A 24,396-nucleotide genomic window follows, 5' to 3' on the forward strand; every position below is an offset into this window, starting at 1 on the left:
TCGGCGTGAAGAGCCGAGCAGGAAGACTTCAGCCGCTATTTTCGCCGCGCTTACACATCGACTTTTTCAACAGCATCTCCGCATAGCAGACCTCGGATTGCGGCTCATTCGGTGTCGGCAATGCGGGACTCAACTGACCTCGGAGGGGTAAATCTCAACTGGTGCTTTCCAGTCCCGAGCTGACCTTTGTCCAATGTTAAGCGAGCAACTGCATTAAACCTTCTGGAACCAGTGGTACCGTTCCTCAAATGCGCCCAATTTTATTAAGAAGCGGAAAGGCACTGATTTCTCGCAACCCCAAGCAATGATCGGTTCACTATTGTCACCACCCACTCTAAGTGCGACACAGATATCAAATGACTTCGTTGCAATAGGTGAGCACGTGAAGACAGTAGACAAAGCCATGAGCCTGCTGGACCAGTTCTCGGCCGAGCATCTGGAGATCGGTTTGACCGAGCTTTCGCAGATGGCCGGGTTGGACAAGGCCGCGACCCGGCGGCTGCTGTTGGCCCTGGCCAAGCACGGGTTTATTGAACAAGTGGCCGAGACACGCAAATATCGCCTGGGGCACGGTTTTCTGCGCCTCGCTCGGCTGCGCGAGGACACTGTGCCGATGGAGCGCGCCGCGCAGGAAGTCGCGGATTGGCTGGCGTTGGAAGTGAATGACACCGCCCACGTTGCCATACCGGGCGCAACGGGGATGACCACAGTTGGATATCGCCTGCCCAACAAGGGCAATTGCATCAACATCATCCGCTCGCAGGTGTTGCTCTATCACGCGACCGCCTCGGGCATTGCGTTTCTGGCCTTTGCCAGCGAAGCGACGCGAAAGCGCGTTCTAGGGTTGAAGCGCAAGAAGGAAAGCGACTTCACGCTAACCTCGAAACCCGAGTTGATGGCCAAGCTGGAACAGACCCGCGCCGACGGGTATTCACAAAGCCGTAACGCGCTGGAAGTCGGCGTGGCCTCGGTCGGGATGGCATTTTTTACCGGCGGTGCGGACCCGGCGGGCACGGTGGCCATCGCGGTTCCGGACGCCAACATGGATGATGCCCGCCTGGCGGAGCTGCTGCCACCCTTGCGCGAAGCGATTGCGCGCATCGAATTGGCGCTGACCGGCGGTTGATTCCGCCTGTTCAGAGCCTGTAGCGCGTCGGCGTACAGCCGAATTTCTTCGCGAAGGAGTTCGAAAAATTCGACACCGACGAAAAGCCTACGGCCACCGACACGTCCAGCACGCTCATGCTGGTCTGGTCCAGCAGATCACGCCCCCGATCCAGGCGCAGGTCTTTCAGATACCGTGCCGGGGTCGAGTTACAGTATTGCCGGAAGAGGCGTTCCAACTGGCGTCGTGAAACCCGCTGTGTTTCCAAAAGGTCATTGATCGTCAGCTCGCACATTTCATCGGCGTGGATGGCATCCATGATGGCCAGGAAATGCGGATTGCGTGTGCCATATCGGTTGGCCGTTGCCTGCCGTTGCGGTGTATCGGCAGGACGCGGCGCGGGGCCAAGCAGGTAGTCTGCAACCCGCACGCCAAAGGCGTGGTCCACATCCTGCGACAGGATCGCAATCATCATATCCCCGGTCGCCTGCCCCCCCGCACAACTGAAGATGCGCTCGTCGATGGTGAACAACGTGTTTTGCGGGCGCAAATCGGGGAACAGCTCGGCAAACAGGGGCTGGGCCGTCCAGTGCAGGGTAAACTCACGCCCCGACAAAATGCCGGCCCGCGCCAGGATCACGGCGGCGGTGCCGAACGCCCCTATCATCGCGCCACCCCGCGCGGCCTTGCGCAGCCAGGCCAAAGTGGCCGGCGCGTCATGGCGCAGGGGCGCATCAAAGGCGAACAGAACGGCACGGACCCGGGGCGGCACATCGGCCAGGGCCATGTCGACCGGATAGGCCACGCCATTAGAGCAGTTGACCGGCTGGCCATCGGGCGACGCGATGGTCCAGGAATACAGTTCCCGTCCTGCCACGCGGTTTGCCGCGCCCAGCGCGCTGATCGCGGTGGCCAGGTCGATCAGGCAGAACCCGTCAAACAGGACAAAGGCAAAGCGGATTGTCTGATCCTGCGCCGCCTTCGTTTGGCACTCGATATGCCGATCATGCCTCACAACTGAATCCACGCGGTCTTGAGGTCATGGAATTTCTCAAGCGCGTGCAGGGACTTGTCATGCCCGTTGCCCGATTGCTTGACGCCACCCAGCGGTACGGTGATGTCCGGGCCGCCATAGGTATTCACATGGACAACTCCGGCCCGCACCGCCCGCACCATGCGATGCGCGCGCGACAGGTCCGCGGTCCAAACTCCGGCGGCCAGGCCATAGTCAGTGCTGTTGGCGATGGCGATCGCGTCGGTCTCATCCTCGAACGGAGTGACGGCCAGAACCGGGCCGAACACCTCTTGCTGGGCCACGCTGTCGCCGGGTTTGACGCCGGTCAGAACAGTGGGCTCCATGTAATATCCGCCCGTGTCCTCCAGGATGCGTTGCCCACCCTGGAACAGTTGCGCGCCCTCGGACCGGGCAAGTTCGACAAAGCGCAGGTTCTGCTCCAACTGGGTGAGATTGTTTATAGCGCCTGCGTCAGTGGCAACGTCAAGTGGATCGCCAACCTTCATCGCGCCTGCGTGTTTGGCCAGTTCGGCTACAAACTCATCGTGGATCGAACGCTGCACCAGCAGGCGTGACCCCGCCACGCAGACTTGTCCCGAATTGCGGAAGATCCCGGCGGCGCTGACCTTGGCCGCCTTGGATAGGTCAGGCGCATCGGCGAAAACGATGTTGGGCGATTTACCACCCAGTTCCAGGTAACAGCGTTTCATGTTCGACCGCGACGCGTTTTCTAACAGCCGCCGTCCGACCCCGCCCGACCCGGTGAACACCATCACGTCAACGTCCATCGACATCGACAAGGCCTCGCCCACTACGCGGCCCGCGCCGGTCACGACGTTCAGAACTCCGGGGGGAAGCCCGGCCTCAAGCGCCAATTCTGCTATACGCAAGAGCGACAGAGAGGCTGTTTCCGCCGGCTTCAGAACCACCGAATTGCCCGCCGCAAGGGCCGGGCCCAGTTTCCAGGTGCCAATCATCAGCGGAAAGTTCCAGGGCACGATGGCGGCGACCACGCCGACCGGCTCGTGATGCACCAAGCCCAAAATATCGGAAGCGGTCGGTGCAACCTGACCATAGACCTTGTCGATCGCTTCGGCATAGTAACGGATCGTGTTCACGGCGGATCCGACATCGGCCTTGATGGCCATCGCGATCTCGGTGCCGTTGTCACGCACGCCCAGCACGGCCAGTTCAAGCGCCTGCGCCTCGATCAGATCGGCCCAGCGGAGCATGACCTTCTTGCGGCCAGCGGGGGGCATGCGCGACCAGCGACCGCCCTCGAATGCCGCGCGGGCGGCGGCGATGGCGCGGGCGGCGTCCTCGGCCGTGCCCGCCGCCGTGGTGGTCAGCACCCGACCGTCGATCGGTGACAGAACCTCGGCAACCTCGCCGGTCTGTGACGGACAGATTTCACCGTTGATCAAATGGCCGCGCGGGGCCACGGGTTGAGCGCGCAGCGCATTGATTTCGCCTTGGTCCAGCATGGCCTACCCCTGTTGTGACGTGTGGATATCGTGGTCGTGGTCCATCTCGGCGATCCGATCCCGGTGTTCCTTGACCAGCGTGCGGATGTGCAGCCCGATCACCACGAGGATCATCAATGCCAGGATCGCCGCTATCGGACGGTCAACGAAGTCCCAGGGCGTTTTCACCCGCATCATCGAGGTGCGCAGCTTGGCCTCCATGATGCCGCCCAGGACCATGCCGAGGATGATCGGCACCAGCGGCAGGTTCAGCCGTTTCAAGACCAGCCCGAGGATGCCAAAGGCGCTGGCAATCGCGCAGTCCACAACCGAATTGCGCAGCGAATAGACCCCGACAAAGCTGAGCGTCAGGATGATCAGGCCCAAAAACCGGGTCGGGATCTGGATCACCCTGGTCAGGATGTTGGTTGAAAATAGCAGGAACACGATGACAAGCACGTTCAGGATCAGCATCGCCGCATAGAGCGCATAGACGAAATCCATCTGGTTCTGAAAGAGCTGCGGGCCGGGGATGACGTTGTGCACATAGAAGACCGACAGCATCATCGCGGTCAGTGCCTCGCCCGGAATGCCCAGAGCCAAAAGCGGGATCATCGCCGCTCCCGGCACGGCGTTGTTGGCGGCCTCGGATGCAATCAGCCCTTCGGGGGATCCTTCGCCGAACGCCTCGGGCGTGTCGGAGGTTTTTTGCGCATAGGTATAGGACAGGAACTGTGCGGTGAACTCCCCCACGCCCGGGATCATGCCCATCAACACGCCAAAGCCTGAAGCGGCCGATGCGACCCGGCGATAGAGCCAAAGCTCTTTCATGCCGCCAAACATCGATCCCTTGACCGGTTGCGGATGTGGGGTTGTATCCTTGTCAGCCAGCAGCAGGAACGCCTGGGACAGGGCAAACAGGCCCAGCACAACGACAATCAGGTCAACACCGCCCGCGAGCCAGGTCTGGTCGAAAGTGAAGCGACGGGTATAGGTGACCGGCTCCAACCCGATGGTGTGCAAGAGGATGCCGAACCCCGCCAACATCCCTGCGGCCAACACCTGCCCGCGGTGGGCAAGCACCACCAGGATGATACCAAGAAGGGCCGCCAGAAAGATCTCACGCGATCCGAAATGGGGGGCGATCATGGCCAAAAGCGGCGACAGCAGGATCAGGCAGAGAATGGCAAAAACCCCGCCGAAGAACGACGCCGAATAGGCCAGCGACAAGGCCCTGCGCGCCTCGCCCCGTTTGGTCATCGGATAGCCATCATAAGTGGTCAGCGCATTGACCGCGGTACCCGGTGTGTTGATCAGAATGGCGGGCAGCGCGCCGCCATACATCGAACTGCCATAGATCCCGAGCAGGATCGTCAGCCCGACCAACGGGTCAAGCGAGAAGGTGGCGGGCAGAAGGATGGCAATCGCCACTGCCGCGCCAACCCCCGGGATCGCACCGATGACGACACCGCCGATTGATCCGATCAACAGGGCGGCCAGCACGTCCCAACTGGCCAGCAAGGCCAGGCCAGAGGTGAAATCTTCCATATCGATCCTCAGAAATTTGTCAGCATGAAGCTGCGCAGCACATCAGGCAGCAGCTCATAGATCTGTCCGCCAGGCACCTTGACTTGCAGGAAGGTCTTGAAGACCAGTACGATACTCAGCCCGACACCCGCAGCCCCAACCAGCATGACCGGGCGGCGATAGCCCAGCCGGAAGGTCAGCATTGTCATGAACAGCAGTGTCGAAGGCAGATAGCCCAAACGTGGCACCAACAGAACATAGGCCAAAAACCACCCGGCAAATTCAAGCGAGCGGACCCAGAAGGCAACCTCGGTCCAACGGCCATCAAGCTTGGGCGAGACCAGTGAGCCGATCAAATGCAGGCCGCCGAAGCCGACCATCATCCACACAGCCAGATGTGGCCAGAACGCGGGCTGGGCAAACAGTTTGCCGTTGCCCCATTTCGCCTGGCCGCCCAGGTTCAGCGCAAGAAACAGGCTGAACCCCAGGAAGGCGACGGCAAAGACCAGATCGCCGGGGCGCCGATAGCGTTTGAACAGGTCTTGCAATGTCTTCGCGCGGATCATCGAAGCCTCCAATCCTTGCAAAAGCGGCCGGGGCACAGGGCCCCGACCGCTCCTGGGAGATCGCTCATCACTCGGCCAGCATCTTTCCGATAGCGTCGAGCGTGGCGATATCTTTCTCGACCTGGGCCGTGGCGTCGTCGGCGCTCTGCCAATAGACCAGCGCACCGGTTTGGGCCCCAAGTTCGATCGCACGCTCCGAGGCCATGGTTTTTTGCGCCACGGCGATGATCTTGTCGCGCACGTCCTGCGGCGTGTCCTTGTGAACGAACAGCCCGTTCCACAGGGCAATATCCAGCGCCGGATCGATCTCGGACACGGTGGGGGTGTCGGGGGTCAGGCTGATGCGTTCGCCGCCGATAGATGCCAGCACCTTGATGTCGTCCTTGCACGGCAACACCAGTTGCAGCGTGGTGTTCATCACGTCCACGTCGCCTGACGCCAGCGAGTTGCAGTCGAGCATGTCAAAGGCCGCGTCCGAACCCCAGCTGAACCCCTTGGACTTGGCCAGGGCCATGGTGACCTGGGTCGGCACCAGAGGCGCACCGAAATGGCCAAGCGCCACGTCATTTTCCTTTGCATGAGCCGCCAACCCGTCGATGTCGTCATAGGGCGCATCCTTGCCTGCGACGATGACGAAGGGATAGGTCAGGAAGGCGCCAAGCGGCTCAAACGGGTTGGGGTTCAGTTCGGGAATGCCCAGTTGCGGGCCGACGACCGGCACGGCCAGGATGAACGATCCCACCGTATAGCCATCGGGTGCGGCCCCCGCGACTGCCACGGCGCCGGGGAACGGCCCACCGCCGCCGCCGGGTTTGTTCACCACGGCAGCCGGCACGCCATATTCGGCCTGGAAATCCTCGGCGATCATGCGCGTCAGCACGTCTTCCAGATCGCCCGGAGGCCAGGGCACGACAAATTCAACGGGTTTTTCGGGGTATTCCGCCTGCGCCGCGCCGGGCGCGATGGCGGTTATGGCAAGCAAGCTTGCGGCAAGTGTCTTCTTCAGCACTTTCAGTTCTCCCTGTCTGTCTTTGCGCGTCTTTATGGTTCATTATTGTCACCAGTGGTGCAAATAAATATTGAGCGCGTGAACGGTTTCTGTCAACACTCAAGGCGCACCAAGACGGCAACAGGCCAGGTTTACAGGGAAGGAAGGACATGGGAACGGTATCCAACGCGCTGAAAATGCTGGACCATTTCCCCCTGGATTCCGCAGGAATCGGGTTGAGCGACCAGGCCCGCGCCAGCTGCAAGAACAAGGCGACGGTCTATCGTTACCTCTGCGAACTCGAATCAAACGCCTTTGTTGAACAGGATCATGAAACACGGAAATACCGGGTCGGACCTGCCCTGACGCGGCTTGCACAAGGGCGCAAGCGGCGGGGGGGCGCACGTGAGGTCATCGCGCCAATCGTCGCCGCCTTGTCGGCGCGGTTGAACAGCTGGGCCATCCTCTTTGATGCTGCGGAAGGGTCTGCAACCCCGGTCGCACTCTATCACGACGGCGTCGCCGAGGATGCGGGCCGGGTGCCAATCGGCTCCGGCCTGAGCCTGAAAGGCAGCAGCACGGGAATCGTCTGTCATGCCTTTGGAAATGGTCTTGATACACCCGAGGCTCTGAAGACTGCGGTGTTGGACTGCCGCCATGCGGGAATGGCCCGCACGCCCGGTGCGCAGGCCGGGGCGTTGCAATCTCTTTCAGCACCTGTGTTTGGCTGCAGCGGCAGTCTGGCCTTTGTCGCCACTCTTGTCCTGCCACCGCCCGGCGCGCAGGGCCACTCTATCGACACGCATGAAACGGCCCTCTGCCTGACGGCAACAGCCGCAACTGTCGCCATCGGCGGCCAGCCCATACCGTTTCACCCCAACAGGAGACTCCAATGACCCGCCCGCTTCCCAATCGTGCTCCTGTTGTCATCCTCGGAGGGGGGATCATCGGGGTTTCGACCCTCTATCACCTTGCCCACCGGGGTGTGCCCGCGGTTCTGATCGAACGTAAGAAACTGGCCTCTGGAACCACGTGGCACGCGGCCGGCATTGTCGGCCAGCTGCGCGACAGCACTTCGCAGACCGAGCTGGGTAAATACACCGCCAAGCTGTTCCAGACGCTGGAGGTCGAGACCGGCCAAGGCACTGGATACAAGCAGAACGGCACGATCAACATTGCCTTGGGCGATGTACGTCACGAACAGCTGCTGCGCAGCCATGACCACGCCGCCCGCATGGGGATCGACACAAGGATGCTGTCGCGCGAGGAATTGTTGGAACATTGGCCTCAGATTGAAGTCGATGATGTGAAATCAGCATTCTTCGTGCCCTCGAACGGGCAGGTGAACCCGTTGGATGTGACCGTGGCCCTCTCCAAGGGCGCGCGGGCACAAGGCGCGCAGGTGTTCGAAAACACCACCGTCACGCGCCTGGTTCTGCAAGGGGGCAAGGTCACAGGCGTTGAAACCGATCGCGGCACCATCGCCACTGACAAAGTGCTGATCGCGGGCGGCATGTGGAGCCACCTGTTCGCCAAGGCGCATGGCGTCACCGTGCCCCTGCACGCGGCCGAGCATTTCTATATCGTCACCGAACCCGTGGCCGACCTGCCCCGCAATCAGACTATTCTGAACATTTCCGAAGAGCGCACCTATTGGAAAGAAGACGCCGGCAAGCTGTTGATTGGCGGGTTCGAGGCGATGGGCAAGCCCTATGGGCGTGATGGCATACCTGCGGAATTCGAGTTTGATGAGCTGCCTTTTGATATGGAACATGTCGAGCCCGAGCTGGAACGCATGTTCGCCCGGATGCCCGCATTGGCCGAGATGGGGATTCAGACCTTCTTCAACGGGCCGGAAAGCTTCACCCCCGATGGGCGTCCCTATCTGGGGCCGTCCTCAGAAGTCGATGGGGTGTTCCTGGCCACGGGAATGAACTCGAACGGCATTCTGAACTCGGGCGGTGTTGGGCTGACCATGGCAGAATGGATGATCGACGGGATGCCATCGCGCTCGATGCTGCCGCTTTTGGCCGTGCGCGCGCATCCGTTCCAGAAAAATACCGCCTATAATGCCGAGCGTGCCGCCGAGGCGGTGGGGTTCCACTATGGCATCCATTGGGCCGGGCGGCAGGTTACCAGTGCGCGCGGCGTGCGGCAGGTGCCCTTGCATGACCGGTTGAAGGCCGCAGGCGCGCAATTTGCCGAGCGGATCGGCTGGGAAGTGCCGATGTATTACGGGGACGACTGGCGCGATACCCCCTCGATCCGCTGGAAACCCTGGTCCGACCATGTGCGCGAAGAATGCGAGGCCGCGCGGGATGCCGCGGTGGTGCTGGATCAATCCATGTATGGCAAGATCCTGATCCAGGGACCAGATGCGGTGAAGGCGCTGAACCGGGTCTGCGGCGCCGAGATGGACGTGGCGGTCGGTACCTCGGTCTATACCCAGTTTCTGAACACCCGTGGCGGGATCGAGGCGGATGTGACCGTGACCCGCACCGATGATCAGGCCTTCATGGTGGTCACCGGCCACCCCAGCCAGATGCGCGACCAACATTGGGTCAAATCCCATGCCGAGGACGACTGGCAGTTCCAGATTTTCGATGCGACGGCCGCCTATGGCCTGCTGTCCATCCATGGCCCGAAATCGCGCGATATCCTGCAAGCGATCAGCGGCGACGACCTCGGCAACGATGCCTTCCCCTTTGGCGCAGCGCGCGAGATCGACATCGCTTATGCGCGGGGCTGGGCCATTCGCCGCTCGTTTCTGGGAGAACTGGGGTTTGAGCTGATGGTTTCGACCGAGTTCATGGCCGGGGTCTATGACGCCCTGCTCGAGGCCGGGACCTCCCATGGGCTGCGCCATATGGGCATGTTCGCAATGAATGCCTGCCGGCTGGAAAAGGGCTTCCGCCACTTTGGCCATGACATTGGCGAAGATGATACGCCCTATGAAACCGGGCTGGGCTTTGCCGTGAAGCTGGACAAGGGCGAATTTCTGGGCCGCGAGGTTCTGGCGGCGCAAAAGGCCAAAGGCCCCGCCACCAAACACCGCACGGTTTCGATCATTGTGCCGGGTCTGACGGCACAGGACGGCCCCTATCTGATCCACAACGAACCGATCTGGAAAGGCGGGGCCATCGTCGGCCACGTGACCTCGGGCGATTGGGGCGTGCGGATCGAACAAATGGTCGGTCTGGCATCGCTGGAAAACCCCGAAGGCGTGTCCAAAGCCTGGATCGACGAAGGCGGTTTCGAAGTTCAGATCGCGGGGCAGATGTATCCGATCACGGCGCAACTGGCCCCGTTCTATGACCCCAAGGGAGACATCATGCGCAGCTAAGGCGCAATCAGGGAGGAGAAAGAAAATGGCTGACAAGACAATTCTGGTCATCGGCACCTATGACACCAAGAATGACGAGCTCGACTATATGGCCAGCCGCATCCGCGCAGGCGGGGGCGGTGTGTTGACCATGGATGTCAGCGTGTTGGGTGACCCGGCCAACCCGACGGACCATTCCAAACACGACGTGGCCGAGGCGGGGGGTTCGTCAATTCAGGCGGCGATCGACAGCGGTGATGAAAACTCGGCCATGCAGATCATGGCGACCGGGGCCTGCGTACTGGCTACGCGGCTTTATGACGAACGCAAGTTCGACGGCGTTGTGATCCTGGGTGGCACGATGGGCACCGACCTGGCGCTGGACGTCTGTCAGGCGCTGCCGCTTGGGGTGCCGAAATACGTGGTGTCCACTGTCTCTTTCAGCCCGCTGATCCCCGCCGAACGCCTGTCGGCAGATATTCAGATGATCTTGTGGGCGGGCGGGCTTTACGGGCTGAACTCGGTCTGCAAATCCTCGCTATCCCAAGCGGCGGGCGCGGTGCTGGGCGCGGCGCGTCTGGTCGAGCCACCGGTCCGGGACAAGCCGGTTGTGGGGATGACCTCGCTTGGGTCGTCCTGCCTGAAATACATGAAAGCGCTGAAACCGGCGCTGGAGGAGCGCGGCTTTGAAGTCGCCATTTTCCACGCCACCGGCATGGGCGGCGCCGCCTTCGAAAGCATCGCCGCCGAGGGTGGCTTTGCCTGCGTCATGGATTTCGCCCTGCCCGAACTGGGCAACCTGATGGTGGGTTCGGTCATCAATGGCGGGCGTGACCGGATGCTCAGTGCCGGGCGTGCAGGCATTCCGCAGATCATCGCGCCGGGCTGCATCGACCTGATTGATTTCGCCGGCTGGCAGGAAATCCCCGAACGCTATCAGGACCGGCCTTTCCATGCGCATAACCGTCTGATCAAATCTTCCGGCCTGAACGCCGAGGAACGGCGCGAAACCGCGCGGGAGATGGCCAAGCGGATCAAATCCAGCGATACACCGGCCCATGTGATCCTGACAAACCAGGGGATCGAGGAGTGGGATCGCCCCGGCCAGGAAGCCCACGACCCGGATGCCTTCGCCGAGTTCTGCGACGAAATGCGCAAGGTCATGACCGACCCGATCATTTTCAGCGAGTTGGACTGCCACATCAACGACGAGGCCTTTGTCACCAAGGTGCTCGCGATCTTCGACGCCTGGGTGGCAGACGGCACGATCAAGGTGGGTTGATATGCTGAACGGCCAATATGACATCCTGTTCGAGCCGCTGAAAATCGGCCCCGTCACCGCCCCCAACCGGTTCGTGATGATGCCTTATGCCAATGGCCACAGCTATCTGATGCCCAATGGTGCCATCGGCATTCGCGAGATGCGCGCCGAAGGGGGCTGGGGCATCATCGGCATGCAGCTGAGCGAGATCGACCCGACCTCGGACTTGTCCGGCCTTCCCTATGAACGATTGTGGGATGAGGGGGATGTGGCGGTTCACGCCAAATCGGTTGAACGCATCCATGCCCATGGCGCGCTGGCCTCGATCGAGCTGGCCCATACCGGGCTTCGATCGCGCGGGGCGGAAAACGGATACCCGGCGATGGGTCCATCGTCACTGCCGACCCTGAAGCCGGAAATGCCCTATTCAGCCAAGGCGATGGACAAGGCGGACATCAAACGCCTGCGCGCCTCATTCCGGGCTGCCATCGGGCGGGCGAAACGGGCGGGTTATGACATGGCCTATGTCTATGCCAGCCATGACGCCTCGATCCTGTGGCATTTCCTGTCGCCCCATTACAATCAGCGGACGGATGAATACGGTGGGTCGTTCGTAAACCGCCTACGCCTGCTGCGCGAAGTGCTGGAAGAGGCCCGGGACGAGGCCGCAGGCGACATGGCCATTGCCTTGCGCTTTGCGGTGCACGAGGCCTCGGGCCCCAAACGCATCACCTGTAACGGTGAAGGACGTGACGTGGTCGAGGCCCTGGCCGATCTGCCCGACCTTTGGGACGTGAACGTATCTGGCTGGAGCGTCGACAGCACCACCTCGCGCTACGCAAGGCAGGGGTATCAGGAAGAATTCACATCCTTTGTCAAACAGGTCACCAACAAACCCGTACTGGGTGTGGGCCGCTTCACCTCGCCCGACACGATGGTCAGCCAGATCAAGCGCGGGGTGCTGGACATGATCGGTTCGGCCCGCGCCTCGATTGCCGATCCGTTCCTGCCCACCAAGATCCGCGAAGGCCGGATCGAAGATATTCGTGAATGCATAGCCTGTAATATCTGTGTCTCTACCGAACTGGCCGGGGTGCCGGTGCGCTGTACCCAGAACCCCACCATGTCCGAGGAATGGCGGCGCGGCTGGCACCCTGAAAAGGTGCCTGCAACCACGGCTGCGCAAAACGTGCTGATCGTCGGCGGCGGGCCTTCGGGGCTGGAAGCAGCCCTGACCCTGGCGCGTGCCGGGCATCAGGTGACCGTGGCCGACAAGGCGGACGAGTTGGGCGGACGCGTGCGCCGCGAGGCGACAATCAAGAACCTCGCCACATGGGGCCGTGTGGTCGATTATCGCCTGTATCAGCTGCAACAGATGGGCAATGTGTATCTGTTCCCGGGAAGTGATCTGGACGCCGACGGTATAGCCGATTTTGAGGCGGATCAGATCATCCTCGCCACTGGCTCGCACTGGCTGCGCGATGGGCAGGGGCGGTCGAACCTGGCCCCGATCCCCGGTTTCCAGAATGCTGCCCTGACCCCCGACGATGTGTTGGACGGGGCCGAGATCACGGGTCCGGTCGTGATCTACGATGACGACCATTATTACATGGCCAATGCGCTGGCCGCAAATTTGGCGGCCAAGGGGCACGAGGTTCATATCGTCACGCCTATGCCCACGCTGGCCGGGTGGATGGGCAACACGCTGGAACAACCCCGCATGGTGGCCGAACTTCTGACCGTTGGTGTGCGCATGTCGCCCAACACAACCGCGACCGGCTGGCAGGAGGGCGCGTTGCAGGTGGTGCGCTCGGATACGCGCGAACCGCAAAAGGCCATCCCGGGCGCTACTCTGATCGCCGTCACCCGACGTATGCCTGATACGGCACTGTCGGATACCCTGACCGCCCGGGGAACGGCCCATCGGGTGATCGGTGACGCCGAAGTGCCCGGCACGATCCAGACCGCGATCTACTCCGGCCACCGCCATGCCCGCGAGATCCTGGGTTCCGAACCCGCTGATCGCATCTTCAAACGCGAGCGCCCGATGCTCTTTCTTTGACCCAAGGACCCGTCATGACCACCAAGAAAACCCCGCTGTATCACGCCTTCATGGCGCGTAATGCCGACGTGCGCGCGGCTGCCGGATACTACGCGCCTATTGCGTTCTCCGACCCGAAAACGGAACACCTGACCACCCGTGAAAAGGCCGGGCTGTTCGAGATCTTTGGCCAGTTCCTGTTACAGGTCTCGGGCCGCGACGCGCTGCGGCTGGTGAATGAAACCCACGTGGCCGACATGGCCAAGCTGCCCGACAACAAGGGCACCTATTGCGGCATCCTGAAGGAAGATGGCTGTTTTCTGGATGATGTGATCACCTGGCGCGTGTCCGAGGACAAATTCTGGGTCTGCCCCGCTCCGCATCGTGTTGGCGTGATCGAGGCGCACTTGAACGACAAGGGCGCGGGCATGGACGTCACCGTTGTCTCGCTTGGCTATCGCTATACGTCCCTGTCGCTGCAAGGCCCCGCCGCGCGCGACTGCTTGCAGCCGATGACGCCTGCGGATCTGTCCAATGAGGCGCTGAAACCCTTCGAAATCGTGCAGACCACCCTGGCTGGGGTCGAGGATGTGATCATCTCGCGCACCGGGTTCACGGGCGAGCTGGGCTATGAGCTGTTCATCCCCACCCAAAACGCCGAAGACCTCTATGAGGCAATTCTTGAGGCGGGTGCCGACAAGGGCCTGGTGCCTTGTGGGGTGGCCGCGATGGTCAGCCTGCGGATCGAAAAGAAATACCCGATCTTTGGGCGTGACATCACCGAAGAACACAACCCGGTCGAGGCTGGCTTGGGCTGGACCGTGCGCACGAAGGATGTCGATTATCCTGGCAAAGCCATTGTCGAAGAGTTGAAATCTGGCGGCACTACACGCAGTCTTGTTCTGCTTGAACTGCCCGAAGGTGCCAGCCCGCCGGAAGGCGGCGCAGAGCTTCACGTCGACGGCGCAACCATTGGCCATGTCACATCATCTGCCATGGGCCATTCTGTCGGTCGCGCTTTGGCGATGGGTTATGTCTCTTCCGAACTGGCGCGTGATGGAGAAATGGTTGACCTGGCAGGCAATGTGGTCGCGACAATCCGAACCGGCGCCATCTACGACCCACAGAACGGCCGGTCGCGACTTTGAAGCCGATCCAAGCCCCAAGGCCCGGCCCGTTTGCGGCTGGGCTGTCGACTGATGGTTCATTGTCGTCAACGCCATGACCTGCCAATACTCGGCACTGGGGCCGGAAACAGGTCATGGCAAACTCCAGTCCGCAGAAGATTTTTCAGATCGGGCGTAGACGATTGGTGCAGCAAACGACCAATTTCTGCCCATCATACGGCGTTGTTGAAGAACTCTGACCATGAAGGATTCACATCACGAATCCATGCGGTTAGACGGATGATATGAGCAAGCCCAAGCCCGCCCGTTACCGCACGACAAACTGGTCCACCTACAATGCTGCGCTCTGCAAACGTGGGTCGTTGCTCATCTGGCTGGACAAGGAGATGGCGTGGTTCGCGTCGCATGAAGGCTGCCCTGGGCGCCCGCCGGTGTTCTCTGATGCAGCGATCCAATTCTGTCTGTCGATCAAGGTGCTGTTCAAATTGCCTCTCAGACAGGCCGAGGGGATGGTCGCGAGCCTGTTGAAGCTGGCGGGACTGGATTGGCCGGTGCCCGACTTTTCCACCCTCTGCCGCAGGCAGAAGACCCTTGCCGTTCAGGTCCCGTATCGCCGTGGCGACGGACCGTTCAACCTGCTCGTGGACAGCACGGGCATCAAGTTCCTCGGCGATGGCGAATGGCAGGCGCGCACGCACGGGGTGCAGGTGCGGCGCCAATGGCGCAAGGTACATCTGGCCATGGACCCGACCACGTCCGACATCCGTGCCGTCGAATTTACCCCCAACCGGGATGGCGACAGCCCCGTGCTGCCCAAATCCCGGCAGAGGAGCAAATTGGCACGGTCACCGCTGACGGTGCCTATGACACGCGCCGCTGCCACACCGCCATAATCGCGCGTGATGCTGTGCCGATCATCCCGATACGCAAGAATGGGCGGCCTTGGAAAGAAGACTGCCCGGTCGCCAAGGTCCGCAATGAGACCTTGCGCGCGACCCGCTACTACGGCCGGGAGTTCTGGAAGCGCTGGACTGGATACCACGCCCGCAGCCGGATCGAGGCGAAGATGCGCTGCCTGAAAGCCTTCGGTGAGCGCATCATGGCGAGAGACCCCGACCGCCAGACCGCCGAAATCCACATCCGCATTGCTCTCATGAACCGCTTCAACGCCCTCGGCACCGCCGAAATCGTCCGCATGGAATGACCTCAGTGGGGTAAGGGGAAATCACGCCTCAAGCCGGAGTTCTGCAACAATGCCCGTTCAGCCCCCCGATACGCGCCAGCAGTTCGACAACCTGATCGATCCCGGTCCGATGACGCAGCGCGGTGAATACGAATGGACGCTCCTTTCGCATCCTGCGCGCATCCCGCTCCATCACCTCCAGCGACGCGCCCACATGCGGGGCCAGATCGGTCTTGTTAATGATCAGGATATCGGATTTCGTGATCGCCGGCCCGCCCTTGCGGGGGATCTCCTCGCCAGCCGCGACGTCGATCACGTAGAGCGTCACATCCGCCAGTTCCGGGCTGAAAGTGGCCGACAGATTGTCGCCGCCGCTTTCGATAAGGACGATATCCAGGTCGGGATGGCGTGCGCAAAGCTCGGCCACGGCGGCCAGGTTGATCGAGGCATCCTCGCGGATCGCGGTATGCGGGCAGCCGCCGGTCTCAACCCCGATGATCCTGTCCTGTGGCAGGATCTGCATCCGCATCAGGGCCTCGGCATCCTCTTGCGTATAGATGTCATTGGTGATGACACCGACGGAACAGACATCGCGCAGGGCCTCGGCCAGGGCGGCGGTCAGGGTGGTCTTTCCGGCACCGACAGGTCCGCCGATGCCCACGCGCAGGGGGCCGTTCATGCTGCTCATGTTCGAAAAATCCTTGAATACTGGGTTTCGTGTTTCATCGACGCGATATCGGCCAGGAACGCGGTCGAACTCAGATCGTCCAGCCCAGCCGCAAGCGCCTGTTCCGCAAGCTGCGCGCAGAGTGGTGTCAGCTCACGGATCAACCGCTGCGCCTCTGTCTGGCCCAGGGGCACAAGGCGGGTGGCGCAGGCGACCAGATTGCTCATGAAAGCCTGAAGGAAAATCTGCGTCGTCAGCAAGAGCGGCAGGTTCTGCAAGCGCGCCGCATGTCCCACTGCGACCGGATAAGCAAGTCCGCCCAACTCGAAGCCCCAGACATCGCCGGTCACGGACCCAAAGGCCTGCCCCAGAAGGTAGGTTTCCATTACCCGTTCGGACGAGGCGCAAAAGGCCCGCGCGGTGGCGTCGATACCCGCCAGTGCGCCTGCATCCCCCGCCCGATGGGCCGCGACAAGAAACAGCGCATCGTTCCAGCCCGCCCCGTGTTCCAGCACATCCGCGATCCAGGCGCCGGTGTCTTGCACGGTTGTGACCGCACCCGCGTCGATCGCTGCCTCCAGCCCGTGGGAATAGGCGAACCCCCCCACCGGGTAGGCCGGGGACAACCATTGGGTCAGCGTCAGGATAGCGGTGTCAGTGGGCGTGACCATGGGTCCTGCCGTGGCCATAGGCCCCGCCTTCGGGAGTGAAGGGTTCGACAACCTCGCGCAGCTCGGCCCCCAGTTTCAACAACATGTCGCGCAGGACATGATCGCGCTGGATCAGCAGGCGGGTCGGCTCGATCTGGCAGGGCGTGTGCCGGTTCCCGATATGCCAGGCCAGTTGCAACAGGTTGTCGCCGCCAACCTCGAGCAGTTCTTCGGGGGCCGCGACGATCTCGACCTCGCGCCCGTCCTCCAGCACCAGCACGCCACCATGGTCGAGCGAGCGGGTCTGCGCCAGATCGACCAGAAAGGTCTCTCCCGCATCCGTGGCCAGCATCTTGCGGCGCAGAAAGCGGCCGTCATAGTCCAGCGAAACCTGGGCGCAAGCCGGCGCATGAGGGTGATCGCGGTAGATGCGGGCGGTCTTTATCGCGGTGCTCATCGGGGGTCTCCTTGCGGGCTCAGAACAGGAAATAGCGCTGCGCCATTGGCAGCACGTCGGCAGGTTGGCAGGTCAGCAACACGCCATCGGCGCGAACCTCATAGGTTTCAGGATCGACCTCAATCCGGGGGGTCGCGTTGTTCAGCAGCAGGTCGCGCTTGCCGATCGCGCGGGTGTTGCGCACGGCAACCGTCTGTTTCGCCAGCCCCAGCCTTGCGCGCACGCCATCGGCCTGCGCCGCCTCGGAGACGAAGATCACGGCCGAGTGCTCGACCGAGCGGCCATAGGCGCCCCACATCGGCCGGGAATAGACCGGCTGCGGCGTCGGGATCGAGGCGTTGGGGTCGCCCATCTGGGCGCAGACGATGGTGCCGCCCAGCAGCACCATTTCCGGTTTCACCCCGAAGAAAACCGGATCCCACAGGACGAGATCGGCGCGTTTGCCTTCCTCGATACTGCCGATCTCATGCGCGATGCCGTGGGCGATAGCCGGGTTGATCGTGTATTTCGCGATGTAACGGCGAACCCGGAAATTGTCGTTGTCGCCGCTTTCCTCTGCCAGCCTGCCGCGCTGTTTCTTCATCTTGTCGGCGGTCTGCCAGGTGCGGATCAGCACCTCACCCACCCGGCCCATCGCCTGACTGTCGCTGGCGATGATGGAAAACGCGCCCATGTCGTGCAGAATGTCCTCGGCCGCGATGGTCTCGCGCCGGATGCGGCTTTCGGCGAAGGCCACGTCCTCGGGGATCGACTTGTCCAGGTGGTGACAGACCATCAGCATGTCGAGATGCTCCTCGACCGTGTTCACGGTAAAGGGGCGCGTCGGATTGGTCGAGGAGGGCAGAACATGGTCCTCGCCGCAAATCCGAATGATGTCGGGGGCATGGCCGCCGCCTGCACCCTCGGTGTGAAAGGCATGGATCGTCCGGCCCTTCATGGCCTTGACCGTATGTTCCACGAAACCGCTCTCGTTGAGCGTATCGGTGTGGATCATCACCTGCACGTCCATCGCATCCGCCACCGACAGGCAACAGTCGATGGCCGCGGGTGTCGTACCCCAGTCTTCGTGCAGTTTCAGGGCGCAGGCCCCGGCCAGCACCTGTTCCTCCAGCGCGGCGGGCAGCGCGGCATTGCCCTTGCCCGCAAAGGCAAGGTTCATCGGAAAGGCATCGGCGGCCTGCAACATCCGCCCGATATGCCAGGGGCCGGGCGTGCAGGTGGTGGCCAGCGTGCCATGGGCCGGTCCGGTGCCGCCGCCCAGCATGGTGGTCAGGCCCGAATGCAGCGCATCCTCGATCTGTTGCGGGCAGATGAAGTGGATATGACTGTCGAATCCGCCAGCGGTCAGGATCCGCCCTTCGCCGGCGATGATCTCGGTGCCCGGTCCGATGATGATGTCGACGCCGGGCTGGGTATCCGGGTTCCCGGCCTTGCCGATCTTGTGAATGCGCCCGTCTTTGAGGCCGATATCGGCCTTGGTGATGCCCGCGTAATCGACGATCAGCGCGTTGGTGATCACCGTGTCCACCGCCCCCGCCGCACGGGTGGCCTGCGACTGCCCCATGCCGTCGCGGATGACCTTGCCACCGCCGAACTTGACCTCTTCTCCGTGAACAGTCAGGTCCCGCTCTACCTCGATGATCAGATCGGTATCGGCCAACCGAAGCTTGTCGCCGGTGGTGGGGCCGAACATTGCGGCATAGTCGCTGCGTTTTATCTGTGCCGGCATCAGAGAGGCCCCATGACCTGTTGGTTGAACCCGTAGATCTTGCGTGCCCCGCCGATCGGGATCAGCGAGACCTCACGGCTCTGCCCCGGCTCAAATCGCACGGCGGTGCCCGGTGCGATGTCCAGCCGCATCCCGCGCGCGGCTGCGCGGTCGAACTGCAAGGCGGGATTGGCCTCGGCGAAATGATAGTGTGACCCGACCTGAACCGGGCGATCGCCGGTGTTCGACACCATCAGTGTGGTCGCCATGGCATCCGCGTTCAAAAGGATCAGCCCCTCTGCCGGGAACAGCTCTCCCGGGATCATCTGGGCAACCGCGACAACAGGGCAATGACGATAAGGGCGATCAACGCCAGCCCCACGCCCAGGCTCGCATGATCGGTTCCATGAGCGTGTATATGGGTATCGGTATGGGCCATGGCGGGGCTTGCGAACACGAGCGCGGCAAACAGCATGCGGGTCATTGGAAACTCCTTGTCAGATCAGCGGATGGGGTTGTGGACGGTGACCAGCTTGGTTCCATCCGGAAAGGTGGCCTCGACCTGAACGTCGTGGATCATCTCGGGCACGCCTTGCATGCATTGATCGCGGGTGACGACCTCGGCCCCGGCCTGCATCATCTCGGCGACCGAACGGCCGTCGCGGGCGCCCTCGACAACCGCCTCGGTGATCAGGGCAATCGCCTCGGGGTGGTTCAGCTTGACGCCGCGCGCCAGCCGCCTGCGGGCAACCTCGGCGGCCATGGCGACCAACAGCTTGTCTTTCTCACGCGGTGTCAGGTTCATGTCAGAGCATCCAGCATCGGGGTAAGGTGTCGTCATTGAGCAGGCGCAGAACCGGCAGCAGATCGCGCCTGAGGGTAAAGCTGTTTTCAGCGAGCATCCGGATCACCAGCAGGTCCGGTTTGATCAAACTGGCACCGGCTGTGTCGGGCAGCAGCGCGCGGACCGGGGTCAACCGCGCCTCGGCGGTTGGCGCGGCAAGAACGACCAGCGCCATTGCCCCGGCGCCATTGGCGATATGCGGCCTGGCGAGATGGGCGTGCAGATCGCCAGAGAACCGCATCGCATCCAGAAAGACCGGCGCCGCGCCGCGCCGGATCTCGACCCGGTCGCGCAGGCGGATATCGGTCAGGGTCTCTCCCATCGCGGCACGGCCAAAGACCAGCGGCTCGACCATCAGCAGGGTTGCATCCGGCGCCATGTCGATGCGCAAACGGCGATCAAGCGCGCTGCGGTTGAACAGGATGGTCTCTTGCGGCAGCCAGTTCAGTCTTGCGCCGGGTTCGATCGTCAGGCTTGTAGAGACCTGCCCCCAGCTATCGGGTTGCGCCTTGTAGATGCGTTCGCATGCCTGCGAGGTCAGGGTCAGCGTCGTACCCGAGGCGGCCGCGCCGGTGAACCGGAACCTGTCCCCCCCGGTAATGCCACCCGCGGTGTTCAGCAGGACCGCGTCCAATCCCCGGCCCGCCGGGCGGGGAAACAGGCATTTGAACGACCCCGCCTGATGCAGGTGGTCCAGAACAGACCTGTCGCCCAAAGGCTTGGTGCGCAGCCGAATCGCACCCTTGGCGCGCGGGGCCGCCTGTGCCTTGTCGGGCGATATGGGAGCAAGGTGGGTAATGGGGCACCTTCAACGGGCTGTTTCGCACCACCTGTTTCGCCGCTGCAGCGTCAGAGCACTATTCCACCATGCGGCCAGCCGGCCCGATTCCCTCGCCCCTGGTCATCTTTTAGGCAGCAGTCCGGCCCACAGATCAAAAAACAGGCAGATACAGCCGAAATGTGGAAATGCTGAACAGGCCGGTTGCGCAAATTGCTGCAATGCAGAAATCGTATGAATGCCCACAGCGGAGAGACATTCCGAAGGGTGTGTGACGGCTGCGCGAATTGGACCTCGGACACAACCGCCACACGGAACGCAACAACAGTTGCGGGGATCAGGTAGTAGAAGAGCACGCCGTGACGCAAGCCCTCTCTCCCGGCCCCGCCAGGAGGATCATATGACATCTTTCAAATCCACACTTGCCGGTTCGGTCGTATTTGCCGCCATGGCCACCGCCACGCTTGCGGCCGAAGACACGATCAAGGTGGGCGTGCTGCATTCGCTGTCGGGCACCATGGCGATTTCGGAGACCACGCTGAAGGACACGATGCTGATGCTGATCGACCAACAGAACGCCAAGGGCGGGCTGCTGGGCAAGCAGCTTGAGGCGGTCGTGGTCGACCCGGCCTCGGACTGGCCGCTGTTCGCCGAAAAGGCGCGCGAATTGCTGACCGTGCACGAGGTCGACGTGATCTTTGGCAACTGGACCTCGGTCAGCCGCAAATCGGTTCTGCCGGTGATCGAAGAGCTGAACGGGCTGCTGTTCTACCCGGTGCAGTACGAGGGCGAGGAATCGTCGAAAAACGTGTTCTACACCGGCGCCGCCCCGAACCAGCAGGCGATCCCGGCCACCGATTATTTCCTGGATGAACTGGGAGTCGAGAAATTCGCGCTGCTGGGCACCGACTATGTCTATCCGCGTACCACCAACAACATCCTCGAAAGCTATCTGAAGCAGAAGGGCATCGCCGACGAGGATATCTTTGTCAATTACACGCCTTTCGGCCATTCCGACTGGTCCAAGATCGTGGCCGATGTGGTCGCCCTGGGCGCGGATGGCAAGAAGGTGGGCGTCATCTCGACCATCAACGGGGATGCCAATATCGGGTTCTACAAGGAGCTGGCGGCGGCCGGTGTTTCGGCGGATGACATCCCCGTCGTGGCCTTCTCGGTGGGCGAGGAAGAACTCTCGGGTCTGGATACGACCAACCTTGTCGGCCACCTTGCGGCCTGGAACTATTTCCAGTCGGCCGATACCGAGGCCAATGCCGAGTTCGTCGAAACCTGGAAGGCCACGATGGGCGAGGATCGGGTCACCAACGACCCGATGGAGGCGCATTACATCGGTTTCAACATGTGGGTGAACGCCGCGACACAAGCGGGCTCGACCGAGGTCGACGCGGTGCGGGCCGCCATGTACGGGCAGGAATTCCCGAACCTGACCGGCGGCACCGCGGTCATGCTGCCGAACCACCATCTGGCCAAGCCGGTCCTGATCGGCGAAATCCAGGCCGACGGTCAGTTCGACATCATCAGCGAGACCGACGTGGTGCCGGGCGACGCCTGGACCGACTATCTGCCGGAATCCGCCGTCCTGAAATCGGATTGGAAGGATCTGGGCTGCGGCATGTACAACACCCAGACCCAGACCTGCGTTCAGACCCTGTCGAACTACTGATCCCAATTGCAAGGCGGGCGCCCTGCCCGCCTTGCCTCAGGACATCCGGGTTTCACCACATGTTTAGACTTCTCCTCGCGAGCCTCGCACTCGTGGGCACCTGCCTGACGGCCTCGGCGCAAGAGGCCGCATTGCAGACAATCCTGCAAGAACATCGGGCGACGATTGCCGAAAGCTCGCGCAAGACGATCGGACCGGCGATTGACGCGATTGCCGCCAGCGGCTTGCCGCAGGCCCAACGGATGCTCGAGACATGGGCCGCCAAGGACATGTGGATGCGCAAATCCGACGGTCTCTTCTTTGCCGGCAGAAAGGGTGAGGGGCGCACTTATGTCCTGACCGATTTCGATACCGGCGCGACCGTCGGCAGCTTTGCCTCGTCCGAACTGGCACAGCTGAAACCCAATAGCGGCATACGGGCGATGATCGGTACCGCGCTGGTGCGGTTCCAGCTGTCCGACCCCGACCGGGGCAAGCGGCTGTCTGCGCTCGATTCGATCCAGCGCGCGCCCGAAGCCGCCCTTTTGCCCCCCTTGCGTGCGTCGATCGAAGCTGAACCCGACGCCGAGATCAAGATGCGCAAGCAGCGGCTGGAGCGGTTGCTGACCATCGGCTACGACACCGACCCCCGCGCCCGTGTTCAGGCCATCGACGACATGTCCGCCGGGCTTGGCCTCGACCTGCGCGCCGCCCTGAACCCTTTGCTTGTCACGTCCCGCCATGTGGCGCCCGCGCTGCCGGATGAGGCCAATATCGCCGCCGTTCTCGAACCGGGACGAGAGGGTCTGTCCGTTGTCGACGCCTATGACCTGCTCGTCGCAAGGGATCTCGCCCCGCCACGCGTTTCGCGGGATGACATTCGAAATGCCCTGGCGGCACATATCGTTGGCGGGCGCGTCGGCGACGTGCCGGTCGCGCAACTCGATACCGACGCCGCGCGCGCGCAGGCCTATGCCGCACTGGCCCGTGCCGGCGCGGTGCCCGCGCTGGTCACCCAGGCCGATATGGCTGCCGCAGTGGCCGGGCATGTGTTCTTCGATGCCTATGTCGAACCGTCAAGGGCTGTCACCGAGGCGGCCCAACAGGCATTGGACAGGATCGACCTGAAGGTCGGCATGAACCAGACGCTCGACCTGGCGCTGGATGCGGTCTCGCTGGCGTCGATCTACTTCCTTGCGGCCATCGGACTGGCCATCACCTTTGGCGTGATGGGAGTGATCAACATGGCCCATGGCGAGTTCATCATGATGGGCGCCTATACCGGCTATGTGGTGCAACAGGTCATCCCGGATCACACGCTCTCGATCATCGTCGCGATCCCGATGGCCTTTGCCGTCACCTTTGCCGCCGGCGTCGCGATGGAGCGGCTGGTGATCCGCTGGCTCTATGCCCGCCCGCTCGAGACCCTGCTTGCCACCTTTGGCATCTCGATCGCGCTGCAACAGCTGGCCAAGAACATCTTTGGCACCCAGGCCCGCCCGCTGACGGCACCCGGCTGGCTGGATGGAGCATGGGTGCTCAACGACGTGGTGTCGATCAGCTATATCCGCATCGCCATCTTCGCGCTGGCGCTGATCTTTCTGGCGCTGTTTCTCTACATCGCGAAACGCACCCGGCTCGGCCTTGAAATGCGGGCGGTGACGCAGAACCCGCGCATGGCAGGATCAATGGGCATCAACCCCGGCCGGGTGAACATGCTGACCTTTGGGCTGGGCTCGGGCATTGCCGGGATCGCCGGCGTCGCCATCGGTCTCTTTGCCAAGGTCACTTCGGATCTGGGCAGCGACTATATCGTGCAAAGCTTCATGACCGTGGTTGTCGGCGGTGTCGGCAACATCTGGGGCGCTCTGGCCGGAGCCGGAATGATCGGTTTCCTGCAAAAGGGGATCGAATGGATGAACCCGTCCAACACGCTCGCCGCCCAGACCTACATGATCGTCTTCATCATCATTTTCATCCAGTTCCGGCCAAGGGGCATCATCGCCCTCAAGGGCCGCGCCGCGGGGGATTGAG

The 24,396-nt window shown here is 62.3% G+C and carries 21 protein-coding genes and 1 pseudogene; 9 read left to right on the plus strand and 13 right to left on the minus strand.

The annotated features are described in order from the left end of the window. Positions 1 to 382: 382 nt before the first annotated feature. On the plus strand, positions 383 to 1,126 hold the full coding sequence (locus tag MB818_RS12935) for an IclR family transcriptional regulator (protein ID WP_234177888.1): 744 nt from the start codon (positions 383 to 385) through the stop codon (positions 1,124 to 1,126). Between the two features lie 10 nt (positions 1,127 to 1,136). Here MB818_RS12935 and MB818_RS12940 read toward each other — a convergent pair whose 3' ends face one another. From MB818_RS12940 to MB818_RS12960, 5 genes are all read right to left on the minus strand, one after another. Further along, a complete protein-coding gene (locus MB818_RS12940; RefSeq protein WP_238905342.1) occupies positions 1,137 to 2,132 on the minus strand; it encodes a GlxA family transcriptional regulator in 996 nt (331 codons plus the stop codon). Continuing rightward, a complete protein-coding gene (locus MB818_RS12945; protein WP_238905415.1) occupies positions 2,117 to 3,601 on the minus strand; it encodes an aldehyde dehydrogenase in 1,485 nt (494 codons plus the stop codon). Before MB818_RS12945 ends, MB818_RS12940 begins: the two co-directional genes overlap by 16 nt. 6 nt (positions 3,602 to 3,607) lie before the next feature. After that, positions 3,608 to 5,131 (minus strand): tripartite tricarboxylate transporter permease, encoded by a 1,524-nt coding sequence (locus MB818_RS12950; RefSeq protein WP_238905344.1) that lies wholly within the window; start codon positions 5,129 to 5,131, stop codon positions 3,608 to 3,610. Between the two features lie 8 nt (positions 5,132 to 5,139). Next, the gene (locus MB818_RS12955; protein WP_238905346.1) at positions 5,140 to 5,676 is read right to left on the minus strand and encodes a tripartite tricarboxylate transporter TctB family protein; all 537 of its coding nucleotides are present in this window, start codon (positions 5,674 to 5,676) and stop codon (positions 5,140 to 5,142) included. Positions 5,677 to 5,743: 67 nt separating this feature from the next. Continuing rightward, positions 5,744 to 6,685, minus strand: a complete 942-nt coding sequence (locus MB818_RS12960; RefSeq protein ID WP_439653288.1) for a tripartite tricarboxylate transporter substrate-binding protein — start codon at positions 6,683 to 6,685, stop codon at positions 5,744 to 5,746. Positions 6,686 to 6,834: 149 nt separating this feature from the next. Between MB818_RS12960 and MB818_RS12965 the strand changes: the two genes are divergently transcribed. From MB818_RS12965 to MB818_RS12990, 6 genes and pseudogenes are all read left to right on the plus strand, one after another. Then, entirely contained in the window at positions 6,835 to 7,560 is a 726-nt protein-coding gene (locus tag MB818_RS12965) for an IclR family transcriptional regulator (RefSeq protein WP_238905347.1), read from the plus strand. Further along, positions 7,557 to 10,007: an FAD-dependent oxidoreductase gene (locus tag MB818_RS12970; RefSeq protein ID WP_238905348.1), complete on the plus strand. Its 2,451-nt coding sequence runs from the start codon at positions 7,557 to 7,559 to the stop codon at positions 10,005 to 10,007. The genes MB818_RS12965 and MB818_RS12970 overlap by 4 nt, the downstream gene beginning before the upstream one ends. Positions 10,008 to 10,032: 25 nt before the next feature. After that, positions 10,033 to 11,268: a Tm-1-like ATP-binding domain-containing protein gene (locus MB818_RS12975; RefSeq protein WP_238905349.1), complete on the plus strand. Its 1,236-nt coding sequence runs from the start codon at positions 10,033 to 10,035 to the stop codon at positions 11,266 to 11,268. 1 nt (position 11,269) lies between these two features. Next, complete coding sequence (locus MB818_RS12980) at positions 11,270 to 13,309, plus strand: oxidoreductase (protein ID WP_238905350.1); 2,040 nt, start codon at positions 11,270 to 11,272, stop codon at positions 13,307 to 13,309. 14 nt (positions 13,310 to 13,323) lie between these two features. Continuing rightward, positions 13,324 to 14,436 carry an aminomethyl transferase family protein gene (locus tag MB818_RS12985; protein WP_238905351.1) on the plus strand — a complete coding sequence of 371 codons (1,113 nt, stop codon included), beginning with the start codon at positions 13,324 to 13,326 and terminating at the stop codon, positions 14,434 to 14,436. Between the two features lie 263 nt (positions 14,437 to 14,699). Further along, positions 14,700 to 15,619, plus strand: a pseudogene (locus MB818_RS12990) (IS5 family transposase). Positions 15,620 to 15,647: 28 nt separating this feature from the next. Here MB818_RS12990 and ureG read toward each other — a convergent pair. From ureG to MB818_RS13030, 8 genes are read right to left on the minus strand one after another with little or no spacing between them, the layout of a single operon-like run. After that, the gene (ureG, locus tag MB818_RS12995; protein ID WP_234137662.1) at positions 15,648 to 16,286 is read right to left on the minus strand and encodes an urease accessory protein UreG; all 639 of its coding nucleotides are present in this window, start codon (positions 16,284 to 16,286) and stop codon (positions 15,648 to 15,650) included. Further along, positions 16,283 to 16,936 carry an urease accessory protein UreF gene (locus MB818_RS13000; RefSeq protein WP_238905352.1) on the minus strand — a complete coding sequence of 218 codons (654 nt, stop codon included), beginning with the start codon at positions 16,934 to 16,936 and terminating at the stop codon, positions 16,283 to 16,285. The genes ureG and MB818_RS13000 overlap by 4 nt, the downstream gene beginning before the upstream one ends. Next, positions 16,920 to 17,372: an urease accessory protein UreE gene (gene ureE, locus MB818_RS13005; RefSeq protein ID WP_234143322.1), complete on the minus strand. Its 453-nt coding sequence runs from the start codon at positions 17,370 to 17,372 to the stop codon at positions 16,920 to 16,922. The genes MB818_RS13000 and ureE overlap by 17 nt, the downstream gene beginning before the upstream one ends. A gap of 19 nt (positions 17,373 to 17,391) precedes the next feature. Continuing rightward, positions 17,392 to 19,101, minus strand: a complete 1,710-nt coding sequence (ureC, locus tag MB818_RS13010) for an urease subunit alpha (protein WP_238905353.1) — start codon at positions 19,099 to 19,101, stop codon at positions 17,392 to 17,394. After that, positions 19,101 to 19,406 (minus strand): urease subunit beta, encoded by a 306-nt coding sequence (locus tag MB818_RS13015; protein WP_234137658.1) that lies wholly within the window; start codon positions 19,404 to 19,406, stop codon positions 19,101 to 19,103. Before MB818_RS13015 ends, ureC begins: the two co-directional genes overlap by 1 nt. Beyond that, complete coding sequence (locus tag MB818_RS13020) at positions 19,403 to 19,564, minus strand: hypothetical protein (protein ID WP_234217032.1); 162 nt, start codon at positions 19,562 to 19,564, stop codon at positions 19,403 to 19,405. The genes MB818_RS13015 and MB818_RS13020 overlap by 4 nt, the downstream gene beginning before the upstream one ends. 18 nt (positions 19,565 to 19,582) lie before the next feature. Further along, on the minus strand, positions 19,583 to 19,885 hold the full coding sequence (locus tag MB818_RS13025) for an urease subunit gamma (RefSeq protein WP_234137656.1): 303 nt from the start codon (positions 19,883 to 19,885) through the stop codon (positions 19,583 to 19,585). 1 nt (position 19,886) lies between these two features. Beyond that, entirely contained in the window at positions 19,887 to 20,723 is an 837-nt protein-coding gene (locus MB818_RS13030; protein WP_500808191.1) for an urease accessory protein UreD, read from the minus strand. A 379-nt stretch (positions 20,724 to 21,102) separates the two neighbouring features. On the opposite strand from MB818_RS13030, the gene urtA reads away from it, so the two are divergent. Next, the gene (gene urtA, locus MB818_RS13035; protein WP_234137654.1) at positions 21,103 to 22,383 is read left to right on the plus strand and encodes an urea ABC transporter substrate-binding protein; all 1,281 of its coding nucleotides are present in this window, start codon (positions 21,103 to 21,105) and stop codon (positions 22,381 to 22,383) included. A 59-nt stretch (positions 22,384 to 22,442) separates the two neighbouring features. Then, positions 22,443 to 24,395 (plus strand): urea ABC transporter permease subunit UrtB, encoded by a 1,953-nt coding sequence (gene urtB / locus MB818_RS13040; RefSeq protein ID WP_234217035.1) that lies wholly within the window; start codon positions 22,443 to 22,445, stop codon positions 24,393 to 24,395. Position 24,396 lies beyond the last annotated feature (1 nt).

The organism is Ruegeria alba, from assembly GCF_022321465.1.
GTDB lineage: Bacteria > Pseudomonadota > Alphaproteobacteria > Rhodobacterales > Rhodobacteraceae > Ruegeria_B > Ruegeria_B alba.

Excerpts from the sequence above, each read along its gene's own strand:
- MB818_RS12970 (WP_238905348.1), top strand. The coding sequence starts at position 7,557 with ATGACCCGCCCGCTTCCCAATCGTGCTCCTGTTGTCATCCTCGGAGGG.
- ureC (WP_238905353.1), bottom strand. The coding sequence starts at position 19,101 with ATGCCGGCACAGATAAAACGCAGCGACTATGCCGCAATGTTCGGCCCC.
- ureG (WP_234137662.1), bottom strand. The coding sequence starts at position 16,286 with ATGAGCAGCATGAACGGCCCCCTGCGCGTGGGCATCGGCGGACCTGTC.
- ureE (WP_234143322.1), bottom strand. The coding sequence starts at position 17,372 with ATGAGCACCGCGATAAAGACCGCCCGCATCTACCGCGATCACCCTCAT.
- MB818_RS13020 (WP_234217032.1), bottom strand. The coding sequence starts at position 19,564 with ATGACCCGCATGCTGTTTGCCGCGCTCGTGTTCGCAAGCCCCGCCATG.
- MB818_RS12950 (WP_238905344.1), bottom strand. The coding sequence starts at position 5,131 with ATGGAAGATTTCACCTCTGGCCTGGCCTTGCTGGCCAGTTGGGACGTG.
- MB818_RS12980 (WP_238905350.1), top strand. The coding sequence starts at position 11,270 with ATGCTGAACGGCCAATATGACATCCTGTTCGAGCCGCTGAAAATCGGC.
- MB818_RS13015 (WP_234137658.1), bottom strand. The coding sequence starts at position 19,406 with ATGATCCCGGGAGAGCTGTTCCCGGCAGAGGGGCTGATCCTTTTGAAC.
- urtB (WP_234217035.1), top strand. The coding sequence starts at position 22,443 with ATGTTTAGACTTCTCCTCGCGAGCCTCGCACTCGTGGGCACCTGCCTG.
- MB818_RS13000 (WP_238905352.1), bottom strand. The coding sequence starts at position 16,936 with ATGGTCACGCCCACTGACACCGCTATCCTGACGCTGACCCAATGGTTG.
- MB818_RS12975 (WP_238905349.1), top strand. The coding sequence starts at position 10,033 with ATGGCTGACAAGACAATTCTGGTCATCGGCACCTATGACACCAAGAAT.
- urtA (WP_234137654.1), top strand. The coding sequence starts at position 21,103 with ATGACATCTTTCAAATCCACACTTGCCGGTTCGGTCGTATTTGCCGCC.
- MB818_RS12955 (WP_238905346.1), bottom strand. The coding sequence starts at position 5,676 with ATGATCCGCGCGAAGACATTGCAAGACCTGTTCAAACGCTATCGGCGC.
- MB818_RS13025 (WP_234137656.1), bottom strand. The coding sequence starts at position 19,885 with ATGAACCTGACACCGCGTGAGAAAGACAAGCTGTTGGTCGCCATGGCC.
- MB818_RS12985 (WP_238905351.1), top strand. The coding sequence starts at position 13,324 with ATGACCACCAAGAAAACCCCGCTGTATCACGCCTTCATGGCGCGTAAT.
- MB818_RS12965 (WP_238905347.1), top strand. The coding sequence starts at position 6,835 with ATGGGAACGGTATCCAACGCGCTGAAAATGCTGGACCATTTCCCCCTG.